This window comes from Aquimixticola soesokkakensis (genome assembly GCF_900172375.1).
Taxonomy (GTDB): domain Bacteria; phylum Pseudomonadota; class Alphaproteobacteria; order Rhodobacterales; family Rhodobacteraceae; genus Aquimixticola; species Aquimixticola soesokkakensis.
Genome location: NZ_FWFS01000004.1, coordinates 58,272 through 74,768, shown reverse-complemented (window position 1 = coordinate 74,768; position 16,497 = coordinate 58,272). Strand labels below are relative to the sequence as shown.

General features: G+C 62.8%; 13 protein-coding genes. 11 read left to right on the top strand and 2 right to left on the bottom strand.

Annotated elements, in window-relative coordinates:
- Positions 1-47: 47 nt before the first annotated feature.
- Positions 48-2,468 carry an ATP-dependent helicase gene (locus AQS8620_RS06075; RefSeq protein WP_085835968.1) on the top strand — a complete coding sequence of 807 codons (2,421 nt, stop codon included), beginning with the start codon at positions 48-50 and terminating at the stop codon, positions 2,466-2,468.
- An 840-nt stretch (positions 2,469-3,308) separates the two neighbouring features.
- Here the strand turns inward: AQS8620_RS06075 and AQS8620_RS06070 are convergent.
- Positions 3,309-3,518: a DUF1127 domain-containing protein gene (locus tag AQS8620_RS06070; RefSeq protein WP_085835967.1), complete on the bottom strand. Its 210-nt coding sequence runs from the start codon at positions 3,516-3,518 to the stop codon at positions 3,309-3,311.
- 346 nt (positions 3,519-3,864) lie between these two features.
- Between AQS8620_RS06070 and AQS8620_RS06060 the strand changes: the two genes are divergently transcribed.
- From AQS8620_RS06060 to murD, 10 genes are all read left to right on the top strand, one after another.
- The gene (locus AQS8620_RS06060; RefSeq protein ID WP_085835965.1) at positions 3,865-4,974 is read left to right on the top strand and encodes an Mrp/NBP35 family ATP-binding protein; all 1,110 of its coding nucleotides are present in this window, start codon (positions 3,865-3,867) and stop codon (positions 4,972-4,974) included.
- A gap of 723 nt (positions 4,975-5,697) precedes the next feature.
- Positions 5,698-6,192, top strand: a complete 495-nt coding sequence (gene mraZ, locus AQS8620_RS06055; protein ID WP_085835964.1) for a division/cell wall cluster transcriptional repressor MraZ — start codon at positions 5,698-5,700, stop codon at positions 6,190-6,192.
- A 3-nt stretch (positions 6,193-6,195) separates the two neighbouring features.
- Positions 6,196-7,188: a 16S rRNA (cytosine(1402)-N(4))-methyltransferase RsmH gene (gene rsmH / locus AQS8620_RS06050; protein ID WP_085835963.1), complete on the top strand. Its 993-nt coding sequence runs from the start codon at positions 6,196-6,198 to the stop codon at positions 7,186-7,188.
- A 6-nt stretch (positions 7,189-7,194) separates the two neighbouring features.
- Positions 7,195-7,554 carry a cell division protein FtsL gene (gene ftsL, locus AQS8620_RS06045; protein ID WP_085835962.1) on the top strand — a complete coding sequence of 120 codons (360 nt, stop codon included), beginning with the start codon at positions 7,195-7,197 and terminating at the stop codon, positions 7,552-7,554.
- The gene (locus AQS8620_RS06040) at positions 7,551-9,350 is read left to right on the top strand and encodes a peptidoglycan D,D-transpeptidase FtsI family protein (protein WP_085835961.1); all 1,800 of its coding nucleotides are present in this window, start codon (positions 7,551-7,553) and stop codon (positions 9,348-9,350) included. The genes ftsL and AQS8620_RS06040 overlap by 4 nt, the downstream gene beginning before the upstream one ends.
- 26 nt (positions 9,351-9,376) lie before the next feature.
- Complete coding sequence (locus AQS8620_RS06035) at positions 9,377-10,876, top strand: UDP-N-acetylmuramoyl-L-alanyl-D-glutamate--2,6-diaminopimelate ligase (RefSeq protein WP_085835960.1); 1,500 nt, start codon at positions 9,377-9,379, stop codon at positions 10,874-10,876.
- Between the two features lie 12 nt (positions 10,877-10,888).
- Entirely contained in the window at positions 10,889-12,316 is a 1,428-nt protein-coding gene (locus tag AQS8620_RS06030; RefSeq protein ID WP_085836166.1) for a UDP-N-acetylmuramoyl-tripeptide--D-alanyl-D-alanine ligase, read from the top strand.
- A gap of 12 nt (positions 12,317-12,328) precedes the next feature.
- A complete protein-coding gene (mraY, locus tag AQS8620_RS06025; protein ID WP_085835959.1) occupies positions 12,329-13,411 on the top strand; it encodes a phospho-N-acetylmuramoyl-pentapeptide-transferase in 1,083 nt (360 codons plus the stop codon).
- Positions 13,412-13,414: 3 nt separating this feature from the next.
- The gene (locus AQS8620_RS06020; RefSeq protein ID WP_234990389.1) at positions 13,415-14,119 is read left to right on the top strand and encodes a DUF2161 domain-containing phosphodiesterase; all 705 of its coding nucleotides are present in this window, start codon (positions 13,415-13,417) and stop codon (positions 14,117-14,119) included.
- Positions 14,116-15,513, top strand: coding sequence for a UDP-N-acetylmuramoyl-L-alanine--D-glutamate ligase (murD, locus tag AQS8620_RS06015; RefSeq protein WP_085835958.1), 1,398 nt, complete (start codon positions 14,116-14,118; stop codon positions 15,511-15,513). Before AQS8620_RS06020 ends, murD begins: the two co-directional genes overlap by 4 nt.
- On the opposite strand, the gene AQS8620_RS06010 is transcribed toward murD, so the two are convergent.
- Positions 15,510-16,487: a DNA topoisomerase IB gene (locus tag AQS8620_RS06010; protein WP_085835957.1), complete on the bottom strand. Its 978-nt coding sequence runs from the start codon at positions 16,485-16,487 to the stop codon at positions 15,510-15,512. The genes murD and AQS8620_RS06010 overlap by 4 nt on opposite strands.
- Positions 16,488-16,497: the final 10 nt, after the last annotated feature.

The following is a 16,497-nucleotide window of genomic DNA, read 5'->3' as shown; positions in this document are numbered from 1 at the left end:
TCAAGAACGATCTTCCGCTGGCGCGCGCGATTGGCTAGACTGGCCCAATGAGCAGTTACAACGAAGAAGACGCCTTCGAGGCGGCAGCCCGCCCGCATTCCGCCGCTGAACCCGCCCGAGGTCTCTCCCTCAGTCAGCGGGCGATGGGTCATGCGCGGCCCACAGCGCAGATGGACTATCTTGAGGGGCTCAATACCGCGCAACGCGCGGCGGTCGAAGCGCTGGATGGTCCCGTCTTGATGCTTGCAGGGGCAGGCACCGGCAAAACCAAGGCGCTGACCTGCCGCATTGCGCATCTGTTGAACACGGGGCGCGCGCGTCCCCATGAAATTCTGGCGGTGACCTTTACCAACAAGGCCGCGCGCGAGATGAAAACACGTGTTGCGGGACTGATGGGCGAAACCATCGAGGGCATGCCTTGGCTGGGCACCTTCCATTCGGTCTGTGTGAAGCAGTTGCGCCGTCACGCCGAACTTGTCGGGCTGAAATCAAATTTCACCATTCTCGACAGCGATGATGTGATCCGCCTGCTCAAACAGGTGATTTCTGCCGCCAATATCGACGAAAAACGCTGGCCTGCGCGCCAATTGGCGGGAATCATCGATGCGTGGAAAAACCGCGCCTGGACCCCTGCGAAAGTGCCAAGCGGCGAACAGGCGGCGTTTAACGGCCATGCGCTGGACCTCTACAAGGCGTATCAGGCGCGGTTGAAGACGCTCAACGCCTGTGACTTTGGCGACCTTTTGTTGCATATGGTCACGATTTTTCAGGCCCATCCCGACCTGCTCGCCGATTACCAGCGCCGGTTCCGCTTTTTGCTGGTGGACGAGTATCAGGATACCAACGTCGCGCAGTACATGTGGCTGCGTCTGCTGGCTTCGGGGCACAAGAATATTTGCTGCGTGGGCGATGACGACCAGTCGATCTACGGCTGGCGCGGCGCCGAGGTTGGCAACATCCTGCGCTTTGAAAAGGATTTTCCGGGGGCGAAAGTCGTGCGTCTGGAACAGAACTACCGTTCGACCCCGCATATTCTGGCCGCGGCCTCTGCCGTGATCGAAGGCAATTCGGGGCGCTTGGGCAAGACGCTTTGGACGGCCACGCCGGATGGCGAGAAGGTCCGCTTGATCGGCCATTGGGATGGCGAGGAAGAGGCGCGTTGGATCGGTGAAGAAATCGAAGCCATGCAATCGGGCACGCGCGGGATGACTCCCTTCGGCCTTGATTCCATGGCCATTCTCGTGCGCGCCTCGCATCAGATGCGCGCCTTTGAGGACAGGTTTTTGACCATCGGCCTGCCGTATCGCGTGATCGGCGGGCCACGGTTTTACGAACGTCTCGAGATTCGCGATGCGATGGGGTATTTTCGCGTGGTGATGTCGCCCGAGGACGATCTGGCCTTTGAGCGGATCGTCAACACGCCCAAACGCGGGGTTGGCGGCAAGGCGATGCAAGACATCCAGCATATGGCGCGCAGCAATGGCGTGGCGCTGAAAGAAGGCGCGCGCCTGGCGGTCGAGGGCGGCGTGTTGAAAGGCAAGGCCAAGGGGTCGATCGCCCAGTTGCTTGCGGATCTGGATCGCTGGTCCGGCTTGGCGGGGGAGGCCGGTATCGGCCCTGTCGAGCTGGCCGAGCAGATTTTGGACGAAAGTGGCTACACGACGATGTGGCTCAATGACAAAACCCCCGAAGCGCCGGGGCGTCTTGAAAACCTCAAGGAATTGGTCAAGGCGCTGGAACAGTTCGAAAACCTGGGCGGGTTTCTGGAACACGTCGCGCTGATCATGGACAACGAAAGCGAAGAGGCGGGCGAAAAGGTCACGTTGATGACGCTGCACGGGGCCAAGGGGTTGGAATTCCCCGCTGTTTTCCTTCCCGGATGGGAAGAGGGCCTGTTCCCGAGCCAGCGCTCGATGGATGAAAGCGGCCAGAAGGGCCTCGAGGAAGAGCGCCGTTTGGCCTATGTCGGCATCACCCGCGCCGAGGAGGTCTGCACGATTTCCTTTGCGGGCAACCGTCGGGTTTACGGTCAGTGGCAAAGTCAGCTGCCCTCGCGCTTTATCGACGAGTTGCCCGAGGATCATGTTGATGTGCTCACGCCGCCGGGCTTGTACGGCGGGGGCTATGGCGCCGCCGCGCCGCAAACCAGCAGCAGTTTCGAAAGCCGCGTTGCCAAGGCCGATGTCTATGAGTCTCCGGGCTGGAAGCGGTTGCAAGAGCGCAGCCAGCAAGCCGCGCGCGCGCGTGCAAAAACGACCCCCTCACAGGCGCGCGATATGGTGATCGACATGAAAGCCGTCAGCAGCTTTGGCATTGGCGACCGCGTGTTCCATCAAAAATTCGGCTATGGCGAGGTGATGGAGGTCGAGGGCGACAAGCTGTTGATCGAATTCGACCGTGCCGGCCCCAAGAAACTGGTGGCGAAATTCGTCGTGGATGCGGCAAGCGCGGGCGATGTACCGTTCTAGCGCGTTCTTGGTGCCGGTGGGCAAATCGCCAGATGTGACTGAAAAGGGCTGCCGGTTTGGTGGCCTTTTTTGTGGCCAATCGCTTGGGCCCACAAAAAAGCGGCCGTGTCAGGGAGGAGACACGACCGCTTCATTGTCCGGACCACGAGGGAGGGCGTGGGCCTGATATTCTGTGGAAAACGCAGGGAGGAGGACGCGTCTGCCACATAGCCGACCCTCAGGGAGGAGGAGGAGAGCCGGTGTTCGTCGGGGCCTTGGGCGCATCTGCGCGAAGGCCGGAATTTGGAGCGACAGGGTCAGGGAGGAGGAGAGACCCTGTCGCTGATACACGGGCCCTCAGGGAGGAGGAGAGAAGGACCGTATAGGGTTGGGCGTCACACCACACTGTGCATGGCGGTCCCAGATTGTGCGGCGGCAAGATCAGGGAGGAGGAGATCTTGTCACCGGATATACGGGCCTCAGGGAGGAGGAGAGAGGGCCGTATCTGCTGTGGGTCTTAGGCCAAAGGCCGTGCCCGAATGGGGAGGCGACAGGGTCAGGGAGGAGGAGACCCTGTCGCTGATATACGGGCCCTCAGGGAGGAGGAGAGAAGGACCGCATCTTATGTGGTCGCGCGGGCTCACCTGTTCAAGGGAGCAACCGGTTGACCGGATCAGGAGGGCGGCGGCGCAGGGAGGAGGAGAGCGCCGCCGCTCTGAATACGGACCTCAGGGAGGAGGAGAGAGGGCCGTAAGTCTGGGGAACAATCCCCGTTATAGGCGCGACGATCTCAGGGAGGAGGAGGAGACCGTCGCTATACCAGCGCCCCAGGGAGGAGGAGAGGGGGGCCGATGGGTGTTCTTATTCGCCGTAAGCGGCTTGGTATGCGATGGCGCGCACGTTGGCGGCCGAGATGCCGAGGTCAGCCAGTTCGCGGGTCGAGAGCGTGTTGAGTTCGTTCAACGTGCTGCGGTACACTTGGTAGCGTGCGAAGCGCTCGCCAAGACCCTTGAAGAGGGCGGGGAGACGGAGACCGGTTTCAACGGTGCGGATGTTCGATGCGTAAGCCATAGTGCTCTACCTTTTTCAATCTTGGGCGCTCTGGCCCGTGGGCGTTTGCCCTGTCAAACTCAGTGAAGCTTGTGTCCGACCCCGTCCGGTTGGCCGTTGTCTGCGGCGCCTTGCTGCGGTGTCTGTCTCGCTTCGTTGGATTTAAAATGGACCTTATGCTGCGTTTGCACAATCCGCCGAATGGGCAATGCCGCCATGCGGTGAATGCATATGCCTTGCTGACCCATTTTGATGGCGCTTCGGGGGTGCCCTAGGGGCAGCTTTGGCGCAGTGCCGGTGGAATGTCCTTAGTTTTAAGGGTATTGCGAAGATATCACGTCACGCATCCGACGAGGGGAAGGCCTATATGTCTGTTAACCATGAAGAAATCCTGAACGCGCTGCGCGGCGTCGAATTGCCCTTTGGGGGCGACCCGGTCACGCAAAACATGATTCGTGCCTTGGATGTGAGCGGTAACATCGTCCGGTTTGTGCTTGAGGCGCCAAGCGCGGATCAGGCGCGCAAACTTGAGCCGGCGCGCATGGAAATGGAACGCAAGCTTCTGGCGCTAACAGGCGTGGAAAAAGTGTCCATCGTCATTACCGCCCACGGGCCCGCGCAAGCGGCCCCGACCGCCCCTTCAGCGCCCCCGGCCACACCGTCAGGCCAGCCCCCCGCACTCAAGATCGGTCGCCACCCGACGCCGCAGGCGGGCAAGCAGGGCGTTCCGGGCATCAAACGCATTCTGGCCGTGGCGTCCGGCAAGGGCGGGGTGGGCAAATCCACCGTGTCGTCGAACCTTGCTGTGGCGCTTGCGCGGCAGGGGCGGCGCGTGGGCCTGTTGGATGCGGATATCTACGGGCCCAGCCAGCCACGCATGATGGGTGTCACCAAAAAACCCGCCTCGCCGGACGGGCAGACCATCGAGCCGCTGGACGCCCATGGGGTGACGATGATGTCCATCGGTTTGATGGTCAAAGAGGACGAAGCCATCGTCTGGCGTGGCCCGATGCTGATGGGGGCCTTGCAGCAGATGCTGGGGCAGGTGCAATGGGGCGAGCTGGATGTGCTGATCATCGACCTGCCGCCCGGCACGGGCGATGTTCAACTGACCCTGTGCCAGAAAACCCAGCTTTCGGGCGCGATTGTGGTCTCGACTCCGCAGGATGTGGCGCTGCTGGATGCGCGGCGCGCAATTTCCATGTTCGACAAGCTGTCGGTGCCGGTTTTGGGTCTTATTGAAAACATGTCGACATATATATGTCCGCAATGCGGGCATGAGGCGCATATTTTCGGTCATGGTGGCGTGGCGCAAGAGGCGGCCAAGATCAATGTGCCGTTCCTGGGGGCCTTGCCGCTGGCGCTGGATACACGGCTGGCGGGCGATAGTGGCACGCCGATTGCGGCAGGGGAGAGCGACCTCGCCGCCCCCTATCTTGCGCTGGCCGAGCGGCTGGTCGGCGGGGGCATGGCCTAGGCGGCCTGTCGCACGATTCCAAAGCGCCGGAGGGGCGGCGACCCGTGCGGGTCAGGAAGGCGGTGCGCAGATGGCAAGGCAGCGCGGCCAACACAGAACTCAGGCGCGGGGGCAACCTCGCGCCTTTCGCGTTTTGCGGCGGCTTGGGGGATTACGGGAATTTACGGGATTGATGGGAATCCGCGGGAAGGAATCGCAATTCCTGACGATCTGCTCGAAAATTCAGCCTGTGGGTAACAAATTTCAAAATTTTTTACGGGATGGGATATTTCACAACAGATCACGCGACCGTTACCTTATCTAGCGAACTGTCCTGAATTTATCCCTACATATTGTGTAAATTTATACAGCTCTGCACACAACACCTTGTGGATAACTCCGTGGAAATCTACATTTTGTGTGGCGCTCCCGCAGAAAACCGTTGTTTCCCGTGATTTCCCATGGCATCACTGTTGCACGGTGATACGGAATGAGCGGCGCATAAAGACCGCGAACAAAAACGACCAAAGTCAGGTTTCATACAGGCATCCATATCACCCGTAACGAAGAGATCCGGCGCGCGAGCGAGCAGACATCCCCCCAGGTGGCGCGCGCAGTCGGACATAGCCCGCAAAGGGCGAATAGGGCGGCGGATCGAGCAGTGGCAGCAGCTCGGTCCGCCGTTTCCGTACACAGGGGTCGGAACCCTGAGGGCAGAGACAGGAGTGCCGCGATTTGGCCGGCATGTTCATAGGCGAACACACCTTCAAGGTGGACAGCAAGGGGCGCATGTCGATCCCCGCGCCGTTTCGTCGTGAGCTGGAGGAAGGCGATCCCAACGCCGCCGCAACCGGTCGCCCGCGCATGGTCATCGTCTACGGTGCCGACACCCAGAAAATGCTTCAGGTCTACACCCAAAGCGCCTTTGAAAAACTTGCCGCAGATATCAACGCGCTCCCGCGTGGCACCAAGCGCCGCGTGATGTTGCAGCGCCTGATCCTCAACAAAGCACAGCCCACCGAGGTGGACCCCGACGGGCGCCTTGTGATCCCCGCCGCCCTGCGCGCCAAAATCGGCCTTGAAAACGAGGCGTATTTTGCGGGCGTGGGCGAGACTTTCGAAATCTGGAAGCCGGAAACCTTCCGCGCTGAAGATGATCTGAACACGGATAAATGGGCCGAAGAGATGGGCGAGGATTTCGATCCGCTCAGCCTTCTGGCCGGTGACGAAGGGCTTTAAGCGATGGGCCAGACGGACAACACCGCCGACGCCCCGCATATTCCGGTCCTGCTGCGTCCTTTGCTCAGAGAATGCGCGCCGGTTGCCGGGCGCTGGCTTGATGGCACCTTCGGGGCAGGGGGCTACACCCGGGGTCTGATCGCTGCGGGCGCAGACCATGTGATCGGCGTCGATCGCGACCCTCTGGCGCATGAGCTGGCGCGGCCTTGGGTGGACGGCTATGAGGGCAGGATTTCTCTGGTCGAGGGTACTTTTGGCCAGATGGACGACTACGCGCAGGGCCTCGACGGGGTCGTGCTGGATCTCGGTGTCAGTTCGATGCAGCTGGATCTGGCCGAGCGCGGCTTTTCCTTCATGCGCGACGGGCCGCTCGACATGCGGATGTCGCAATCGGGCTATTCTGCCGAAGATTTCGTCAACGAAGCCTCTGAGCAGGAAATTGCCGATGTGCTGTTTCACTACGGCGAAGAGCGCCAAAGTCGCAAAATCGCCGCCGCCATCGTCATGGATCGCGTCCAAAAGGCCCGTTTTACGTCCACGTTGCAGCTTGCCAAGCTGATCGAGCGCCTGATGCCGCGCAAAAAGCCGGGCGATAGCCATCCGGCCACGCGCAGCTTTCAAGCCATCCGTATTGCAGTGAACGATGAATTCGGGCAACTTGTCGACGGGCTAGAAGCGGCGGAACGATCGCTAAAACCCGGCGGGCAACTTGCAGTCGTCACATTCCATTCGCTCGAAGACCGCATCGTCAAGCGGTTCTTCCAGGCACGCGCGTCCCGTGGGGGCGGCGGCAACCGGTACGCCCCTGTGGTGGCACAGGAGGTTCCGGGATTCACGCGACTGTCCAAGGCAATCGGCCCCGATACGGATGAACTGGACCGCAACCCCCGTGCGCGCTCTGCGCGCTTGCGGGTGGGGCGGCGCACTGAGGCAGAGGCAAAGCCGGTGGATCGGGCAACGCTTGGTCTGCCGACAATCGCAAGAGACGGGAGATAGAGAGTAATGCGCAGTATTTTGTACGTGACTTCCGCACTGATGGTGATGGGGCTCGCCTTTTGGGCCTACCATCAGAACTATTCCACACAGGCGGCCTTCAAGGAGGTCGATAAATTGCAAACGCGCATCTCGTTGCAGCGCGAGGAATTGTCGATGCTCAAGGCGGAATGGGCCTATCTCAACCGCCCCGAGCGGCTGCGCGAGCTTGCCGACCTGAACTTTGAGCGCTTGCAACTGCTGCCCTTCCTGCCCGAACAATTCGCCCGGATCGACGAGGTGGATTTCCCTCTGCCCGAGGAGGATGTCCTTGCGGAATTGAGTGATCCGATTGACGTTGTCGGCGACCTGAGGGACGCACACAGATGAGTATCCGCACGCCGCTGCGCCCGCTGGCCCGCATTCTTGACGCGCGCAACAAAGGGGAAAACCCTGACGCCATCGAGCGCGAGAACCTGCGGCTGCGCCATGAGGACATGCGCGATAAATCCCGCCAGCGCGCCGAGGGGCGGTTGCTGGTGCTGGGGCTGTGTTTCACCGTGGCCTTTGGCACGATTGGCGCGCGCATGGGGTTTATGGCCAACGCCGAACCGGCCGAGCCGCGCTCGGCAGCCATCGGGACGCCCATTCTGGCACAACGTGCCGATATCGTGGATCGCAACGGGCGGGTGCTGGCAACCAATCTGATCACCAACGCGCTTTACGCGCAGCCGATGCAGATGATCGACCCCGAACATTGCGCCGACGAACTGGTGAAAATTTTCCCCGATCTCAACCGCGACCGTCTGATCAAGGATTTTACGGGAACGCGCAAGTTCTTGTGGATCAAGAAGAAACTCAGCCCCGAACAGATGCAGGCCGTGCATGACATCGGCGATCCGGGCCTGCTGTTCGGTCCGCGCGAAATGCGCCTCTATCCCAACGGCAAGCTGGCCGCGCATATTCTTGGTGGGGCCTCTTTCGGGCGCGAGGGTGTTGCCTCTGCCGAAGTCATCGGTGTGGCGGGGGTCGAGCGGGCCTTTGACGACTATCTGCGCGATCCGGCCAATGCCGACCAGCCGTTGCAACTGTCAATCGACCTGACCGCCCAATCCACCGCGCGCGAAGTCTTGGCGGGGGGCATGGCGATCATGGGCGCAAAAGGCGCGACCTCGATCCTGATGGATCTGCACAGCGGCGAAGTGGTCTCGATGGTGTCGCTCCCCGATTTCGACCCCAACAACCGCCCCCGCCCGCTGACAGCGGGTCATGCCGCCGACAGCCCGCTGTTCAACCGCGCGGTGCAGGGGGTTTACGAGCTTGGCTCGACCTTCAAGATTTTCGCCGCCGCGCAGGCGATGGAGCTTGGGGTGGCCGGTCCCGACACGCTGATCGACACGCAGCCGCCGTTTCGCTGGGGCAAGTTTTCCATCGGGGAATTTGACGGTCACAGCTATGGCCCGACCGCGACCCTGACCAAGGTGATCGAAGTGTCCTCCAACGTGGGCACGGCGCATGTCGCGCAGATGATCGGTGTCGAGCGTCAGCAGGAGTTCCTCAAATCCCTGGGCTTTTTCGAAGCAACCCCCGTCGAGCTGATCGAGGCATCGACGGGCAAGCCTTTGTTGCCCAAGAACTGGTCGGAACTGTCGACCTTGACAATTTCCTACGGTCACGGCCTGTCGGCCTCGCCGCTGCATTTGGCGACCGCCTATTCGTCGCTGTTGAACGGGGGCACCCGAGTCGCGCCGACACTGATCAAACACAGCGGTCCCGTCGAGGTCGGCCCGCGTGTGGTGTCGCAAGAGGTCTCTGCCCTGTCGCGCATGATGCTGCGCCGCGTGGTGACCGAGGGCACAGCCTCCTTTGGCGATGTCAAAGGCTATTCGGTTGCGGGTAAAACCGGCACTGCCGACAAGCCCAAAGAAAACGGCGGCGGCTATTATGACGACAAGGTGATCGCAACCTTCGCCTCCGTTTTCCCGTCCAACGACCCCAAATATGTGCTGATCGTGACGCTGGATGAGCCGCAAATCATGGGCGCAGGCCAGTTGCGCCGCACGGCGGGCTGGACGGCGGTGCCGGTGGCGGCAGAAATCATCCACCGTGTCGCGCCGCTTTTGGGGCTGCGACCAGACATTGAATCTGCCTCCCTTGATGGGGTAACACTGAGCGCGTCGAACTGACGTAAATCAGACGGGAGCGCTGCGTGATGGGCCGGTTGGGAACCAAGACATTAACCGAACTGGGCCTTTCCCCTGTCGCCTCTTTGGGCAGCGGCAAGCTGGACACGCGCGTCACGGGGCTGTCGGTGGACAGCCGCAAGGTCGCTGAGGGGCATTTGTTTGCCGCGCTGCCCGGCACGCAGGCGCATGGCGCGGATTTTGTGCCCGCCGCCCTGAAAGCGGGGGCCGCCGCGATCCTGACCGACCGCCTCGGGGCACAACGCGCCGCCGAGGCCATCGCCGCCTACCAACCCGCCGTTGTTCTGGCCGAGGACCCGCGTCAGGCGCTGGCCTATACGGCCGCTCTGTGGTTCGAACGCCAGCCCGAAGTCGTGGCCGCCGTCACCGGCACCAACGGCAAAACCTCCGTTGCGACATTTACCCGCCAGATCTGGACGCTGCTCGGGCTTGAGGCGGTGAATATCGGCACCACCGGCGTCGAGGGCGCGTTTGAAACCGGATCGGGCCACACCACGCCCGAGCCGATCACCCTGCACAACATTTTGCACGATGCATGGGAACACGGCGTTACCCATGCCGCGATGGAGGCCTCCTCCCACGGATTGGCGCAGCGCCGCCTTGACGGGGTGCGCCTTGCCGCCGCCGCCTTCACGAATTTCACGCAAGACCACCTCGACTACCATGCCACATTCGAGGAATATTTTGCCGCCAAAGCGGGGCTGTTTGCGCGCGTTTTGCCCGAGGACGGGGTGGCCGTGATCAATATCGACGATCCGCGCGGCCCCGAAATCGAAGGCTACGCCGCCGAGCGCAACATCGACGTGTTGCGGGTGGGCCGCTCGGAAGCGGCGGATCTGCGCCTGATTGCCCAGCGGTTTGACGCGACGGGCATGGATGTGCGTTTCGACTTTGCCGGAACTCCCTATCAGACGCGGCTCAATCTGATTGGCGGATTTCAGGCGGAAAACATCATGCTGTCGGCGGGGCTTGCCATGGCCTGCGGCGCCGAACCCGACCGTATTTTCGAATGTCTGCACGACCTCAAAGGCGTGCGGGGGCGCATGCAGCACGCGGCGACCCGCGACAATGGTGCAGCGGTTTTCGTCGATTACGCCCATACGCCCGACGCGGTTGCGACCGCCATCAAGGCGCTGCGCCCGCATGTGATGGGGCGCATCATCGCCGTGATCGGGGCAGGGGGGGACCGGGATCGCACCAAGCGCCCGCTGATGGGGGCGGCGGCGGCAGAGCATGCCGATGTGGTGATCGTGACCGACGACAACCCGCGTTCAGAAGATCCCGCCGCGATCCGCGCCGAAATCCTTGTGGCCTGCGCCAGCGCGCTGGAAGTGGGCGACCGCGCCGAAGCCATCCTGCGCGGGGTCGATGCCCTGCAAGCCGGGGACGCGCTGCTGATTTGTGGCAAGGGCCACGAGACGGGGCAGGTCGTCGGTGACGATGTGTTTCCCTTTGACGATGTCGAACAGGCCTCGCTGGCCGTTGCTGCCCTTGATGGCGCGATCTGAGAAAGAATGACGATGAGCCTTTGGACTTCTGCCGATGCCGCCGCCGCAACGGGGGGCACCGCGACCTGCGATTTCACCGTGGACGGCGTTTCCATCGACACCCGCACGCTGAAAAAGGGCGATTTATTCGTGGCGCTCACGGCCGCGCGCGACGGGCATGATTTTGTGGCACAGGCTCTGGCGGCCGGTGCCGGTGCTGCCCTTGTCACCCACCGCCCCGAAGGCGTGGCCGCCGATGCGCCGCTTTTGATCGTCGAGGCGGTGCTGCCCGCGCTCGAACGCCTCGGCGTGGCCGCACGCAAGCGCACGCAGGCCCGCGTGATCGGCGTCACGGGGTCGGTGGGCAAGACCTCGACCAAAGAAATGCTGCGCGCGATTCTCAACGGGCAGGGCCGCGTCCACGCCGCGCAAGCCAGCTACAACAACCACTGGGGCGTGCCGCTGACGCTGGCGCGTATGCCACAGGACACGGATTTTGCCGTGATCGAAATCGGCATGAACCACCCCGGAGAAATCGCGCCGCTGGCCCGAATGGCCGCGCCGCATGTGGCGATGATCACCACGGTGGCCGCTGCGCATCTGGCCGCCTTTGACAGCCTTGCCGATATTGCCCGCGAAAAAGCGGCAATCTGCGAGGGGCTGGTCGCGGGCGGCGTTGCGGTGGTGAACGGCGATCTCGACACGCTCGATGTGCTGCGCGCAGGCGCGGGCGCGGCGCGGGTCGTGACCTTTGGCGAAACGGCGGCTTGCGATGTACAGGTTCACGACGTGCGGCTGTTTGACGGGATCACCACCGCCAAAGCGCGCGTGGGCGGCACCGACCATCTGTTCCGCCTCTCCACGGCAGGGCGCCATTTTGCCACCAACGCTGCGGGCTGTCTGGCCGTCGCGCAAGAGGTTGGCGCGGATGTGACGCTGGCAGCACGCGATCTGGTGCTCTGGGCGCCGCCCGCCGGGCGCGGCGCGCGCGAACAGATCCTGCTCGATCCCAGCGAGACCAGCTGGCAGCTCACGCTGATCGACGATGCCTTCAACGCCAATCCCACCTCGATGAAAGCCGCGCTGGAAGTGTTGGCGGCGGCAGCACCGCGCGACGGGCTGGGCCGCAAACACAAGGGCCGGCGCATTGCCATTCTGGGCGATATGCTGGAACTGGGGCCCACGGAGCAGGCCGATCACGCCGCCCTCGCCGCCCTGCCGTTCATGGCCAGCATCGACGAAGTGTTCTGTGTCGGGCCACTGATGCAGCACCTCGATGCCGCGCTTCGCGCCGACAAGCGCGGCGGCTGGTACGCCAGCGCCGAGGCGATGTTGCCGGACTTGAAACTGCATGTGGATGCGGGCGATGTCGTGCTCGTCAAAGGCTCGAAAGGGTCGAAGGTCAGCCGCTTGGTTGACGCAATACGAAAATTGGGCCATCCGCTGCCCGAAGAACTTTAAGGGGCGCAAGCGATGTTTTACTGGCTAACGGGGCTGTCTGACGGCGGCGATTTTTTTAACCTCTTTCGCTATATCACCTTCCGTGCCGGTGGCGCGTTTTTTACGGCGCTGATTTTCGGCTTTATTTTTGGCCGCCCCCTGATCGACATCCTGCGCAAACGCCAGGGCAAGGGCCAGCCGATCCGCGAGGATGGCCCCGAAAGCCATTTCGTCAAGGCAGGAACCCCGACCATGGGCGGCTTGCTGATCCTTTCGGCGGTGCTGACCTCGACCCTGTTGTGGGCGCAGCTTTCGGTGGGCTATGTCTGGCTGGTGATGTTTGTCACCATGGCCTATGGCGCAATCGGCTTTGCCGATGATTTCGCCAAAGTGTCCAAGGCCAATACCAAAGGCGTGTCCTCGCGCCTGCGCCTGCTGCTGGGCCTGCTGATTGCGCTGATCGCCGGCGCCTGGGCGGCGTGGCTGCATCCCCAAGAGCTGACCAACCAACTGGCCTTGCCCGTCTTCAAGGATGCGCTGATCAACCTTGGCTGGGTCTTTATCCCCTTCGCGATGATCGTGATCGTTGGTTCGGCCAATGCGGTGAACCTCACCGACGGTCTCGACGGTCTTGCGATCATGCCCGTGATGATCGCGGCAGGCACGCTTGGCGTCATCGCCTATGCGGTGGGCCGCACCGACTTTACCGACTACCTCGGCCTGCACTACGTGCCCGGAACGGGGGAAATCCTGATCTTTACCTCGGCGCTGATCGGCGGGGGGCTCGGGTTTTTGTGGTACAATGCGCCGCCTGCAGCCGTGTTCATGGGCGACACCGGATCGCTGGCCTTGGGCGGCGCTTTGGGCGCGATCGCGGTGGCAACCAAGCACGAATTGGTGCTGGCAATTGTCGGCGGCTTGTTCGTGGTCGAGGCGCTCTCGGTCATCATTCAGGTGCTCTACTTCAAACGCACCGGCAAACGCGTGTTCCTGATGGCTCCGATCCACCACCACTACGAGAAAAAGGGCTGGGGCGAGGCGCAGATCGTGATCCGGTTCTGGATCATCTCGCTGGTGCTCGCGCTCATCGGTCTGGCCACCCTCAAGCTGCGTTAAACCGTGAAAGAGGCCGATCTCTACGCCCCCGTCAAAGCCTTTCTGGAGGCGCAGGGCTATGTGGTGAAGGCCGAAATCGGCGCCTGCGACGTGATGGCGGTGCGCGGCAGCGAGCCGCCCGTCGTGGTCGAGTTGAAAACGGGGTTCTCGCTGGCGCTGGTCTTGCAGGGCATCGACCGTCAGCGGGTCAGCGATGCGGTCTATCTGGCGGTGCCCAAAGCCAAGGGCACCGGCTGGAAACTGCGCTACAAGGACATCGTGCATCTGTGCCGCCGCCTGGGGCTGGGCCTCTTGGCCGTGGATGTGGCGGCGCAAAGGGTGGAGGCCCATCTCGACCCTGCGCCCTATCAGCCGCGCAAGAATACCAAACGGGCAGGGCAGTTGCTTAAGGAATTTACCCGCCGCATCGGTGATCCCAATGTCGGGGGCACCACGGGCGTGAAACGCGTGACCGCCTACCGTCAGGATGCGCAAAAGCTGCGCGCCTATCTGGGGCGACATGGCCCGAGCGCCCCGGCGCAGATGGCCCGCGCGCTGGACGTGCCCAACGCACGCGCCATTCTGGCCGATAATCATTACGGCTGGTTCGCGCGCGTCTCGCGTGGCATTTACGCGCTTGCAGAGCCCCCTTCTGGCGGGCCACAGAACCCGCTACACGTCAGCAAAACATCCACCGCCCCGCGGTCCGCCAAAGGAGTCCGACAATGATACCGGTTCTGGGATATGAAGGCCGCCGTGTCGCGGTTCTGGGCATGGGCCGTTCCGGCCTTGCGACCGCTTTGTCGCTGCGCGCGGGCGGGGCGATCCCCGTGGTCTGGGATGACAGCACCGAGGGGCGCGCCAAGGCCGAAGAACTGGGCTATGAGGTCTGCGATTTTACCAAAGCGGGCGGGTTTGACGGCATCGCCGCCTTGATCGTTTCGCCCGGTATCCCCCATCTCTACCCCGACCCCAACAAGGTCATCGCCGCCGCATGGGCCGCAGGGGTGCCGGTGGACAATGACATCGGCCTGTTTTTCCGATCGCTCGGATCGGGCGATTGGGTGGATTTCGACACGCCCCCGCGCGTGATCGCCGTCACCGGTTCGAACGGCAAATCCACCACGTCGGCGCTGATCCACCATATCCTGAGCGAAAACGGCACCCCGTGCCAGCTTGCGGGCAATATCGGGCGCGGGGTTCTGGATATCGAGCCGCCGGTCGATGGCGAGGTGATCGTGCTGGAACTGTCATCCTACCAAACCGATTTGGCGCGGGCGCTGACCCCCGATGTGGCGGTCTTTACCAATCTGTCGCCCGACCATCTGGACCGGCACGGCGGCATGGGGGGGTATTTTGCCGCCAAACGCCGCCTTTTCATCGAAGGCGGGCCGGATCGCTGCGTGATCGGCGTCGACGAAAAAGAGGGCCGCTATCTGGCCAACCAATTGGTTGAAGGGCCCGAAGATTCGCGTCTGATCCGCATTTCCGTCGCTGAAAAACTGGCCGGCAGCGGCTGGAACGTCTTTGCGCGCAAGGGGTTTCTAAGCGAATACCGCAAGGGCAAACAGGTCGCCTCGCTCGATCTGCGCGACATCGCGGGCCTTCCGGGGGCGCATAACCACCAGAACGCCTGCGCCGCCTTTGCTGCGACCCGCGCGCTGGGGCTTTCGCCCAAAACCATCGAGGCGGCGTTTCACTCCTTTGGCGGCTTGCCGCACCGCAGCCAGTTGGTCGGCGAAAAAGATGGCGTGAAATTCGTCAATGACTCCAAAGCCACCAACGTCGATTCGGCGCAAAAGGCGCTTGAGGCGTTTTCGCGCATCCGCTGGATCGCGGGCGGCATGGGCAAGGACGGCGGGATCGCCGCGCTGGCCCCGGCGCTTGGGTCGGTGGTCAAAGCCTATCTGATCGGCTTTTCGGCGCGCGATTTTGCGCTGCAACTGGGCGATGTGCCCTACGAGATTTGCGAAACCATGGAGGCGGCGGTGGCGCTGGCCGCGCGCGAGGCAGAGGCAGGGGAGGTTGTGCTGCTTGCCCCTGCGGCGGCGAGCTTCGATCAATACCCCAACTTTGAAAAACGCGGCGAGCATTTCGCCGCGCTTGTGGAAGCGCTGCTCTAACTTTCGAGAAATCCGAGCAGGCGGTTTTCGGCCACGCGCAAACCGCTCAGCCTGGCGGGGGTGACAGCGGGGACATGCGCCTCCTCGACCAGGGAGATCACGCGCGGGTGGATGTAGCTGTTGCGCGCGACGGTGGGCGTGTTGGCAAGCCGCGCGCTTGCGGCCCCGGCAAGGGCCTTGATCGTCGTGGCGCCGTTCTCGACCGCTTCAAAGGCCGCCAAAGTGCCTGCCCATGTGCGAAAGGTTTTGGCGGTGAACTCCCCCGACCCCGCATCGCCCAGATAGGCATTGAGCGCGTGGGAGGTGAGGCTGCGCGGTTGCTCCTGTGCGTCGATCCACGTCAGCAATTGCGCACCGTCAAGGTCGCGGATCTTGTCGAGCGTTTTGAGCACCTTCTTGTCGCTCAGCCTGCGCCGGACCTTTTTGCCACCTTTGGCCGTGAACGCCAACGTCAGCCCGCCGTCATCAAGGCGAAGGTGGCGGCGTTGCAGCGTGGTAATGCCGTAGCTGCCGTTATCGCGGGCATAGGTGTCGTTGCCCACGCGGATGGCAAGGCGGTCGATCATCAGGACGGCGGCGGCAAGCGCAAAGGCTTCCTCGCCCACATCCTCATGCAGGTCGCGGCGCACGCGGGCGCGGATGCGGGGCAGGGCGCGGGCAAACTCCGCGAGTCTGTCGAATTTTTCCGCCGCGCGCGCCTGCGACCATGCCGCGTGATAGCGGTATTGCTTGCGCGCGCGCGCATCGAGGCCGGTTGCCTGCAAATGCCCGTTCTCCTTGGGCGAAATCCAGACATTTTCATAGGCTGGCGGCACGGCAAGCGCGAGACAGCGCGCGCGGACCGGCCCGCGCGCAAGCGTGGTGCCGTCCGGTGCGCGAAAGGTAAATCCGCGCCCGTGACGCGCCCGTGTGATCCCGGGCTCGCTGTCGGGGTAATAGGTCAGCCCCTCGGGCAGGGCATCGCAAGAGGACATGGGAGCGCTC

Coding starts and splice junctions, on each gene's coding strand:
- ftsL (WP_085835962.1), top strand. CDS start 7,195: ATGCGCAGTATTTTGTACGTGACTTCCGCACTGATGGTGATGGGGCTC.
- AQS8620_RS06010 (WP_085835957.1), bottom strand. CDS start 16,487: ATGTCCTCTTGCGATGCCCTGCCCGAGGGGCTGACCTATTACCCCGAC.
- mraZ (WP_085835964.1), top strand. CDS start 5,698: ATGTTCATAGGCGAACACACCTTCAAGGTGGACAGCAAGGGGCGCATG.
- AQS8620_RS06040 (WP_085835961.1), top strand. CDS start 7,551: ATGAGTATCCGCACGCCGCTGCGCCCGCTGGCCCGCATTCTTGACGCG.
- murD (WP_085835958.1), top strand. CDS start 14,116: ATGATACCGGTTCTGGGATATGAAGGCCGCCGTGTCGCGGTTCTGGGC.
- mraY (WP_085835959.1), top strand. CDS start 12,329: ATGTTTTACTGGCTAACGGGGCTGTCTGACGGCGGCGATTTTTTTAAC.
- AQS8620_RS06030 (WP_085836166.1), top strand. CDS start 10,889: ATGAGCCTTTGGACTTCTGCCGATGCCGCCGCCGCAACGGGGGGCACC.
- AQS8620_RS06060 (WP_085835965.1), top strand. CDS start 3,865: ATGTCTGTTAACCATGAAGAAATCCTGAACGCGCTGCGCGGCGTCGAA.
- rsmH (WP_085835963.1), top strand. CDS start 6,196: ATGGGCCAGACGGACAACACCGCCGACGCCCCGCATATTCCGGTCCTG.
- AQS8620_RS06075 (WP_085835968.1), top strand. CDS start 48: ATGAGCAGTTACAACGAAGAAGACGCCTTCGAGGCGGCAGCCCGCCCG.
- AQS8620_RS06035 (WP_085835960.1), top strand. CDS start 9,377: ATGGGCCGGTTGGGAACCAAGACATTAACCGAACTGGGCCTTTCCCCT.
- AQS8620_RS06070 (WP_085835967.1), bottom strand. CDS start 3,518: ATGGCTTACGCATCGAACATCCGCACCGTTGAAACCGGTCTCCGTCTC.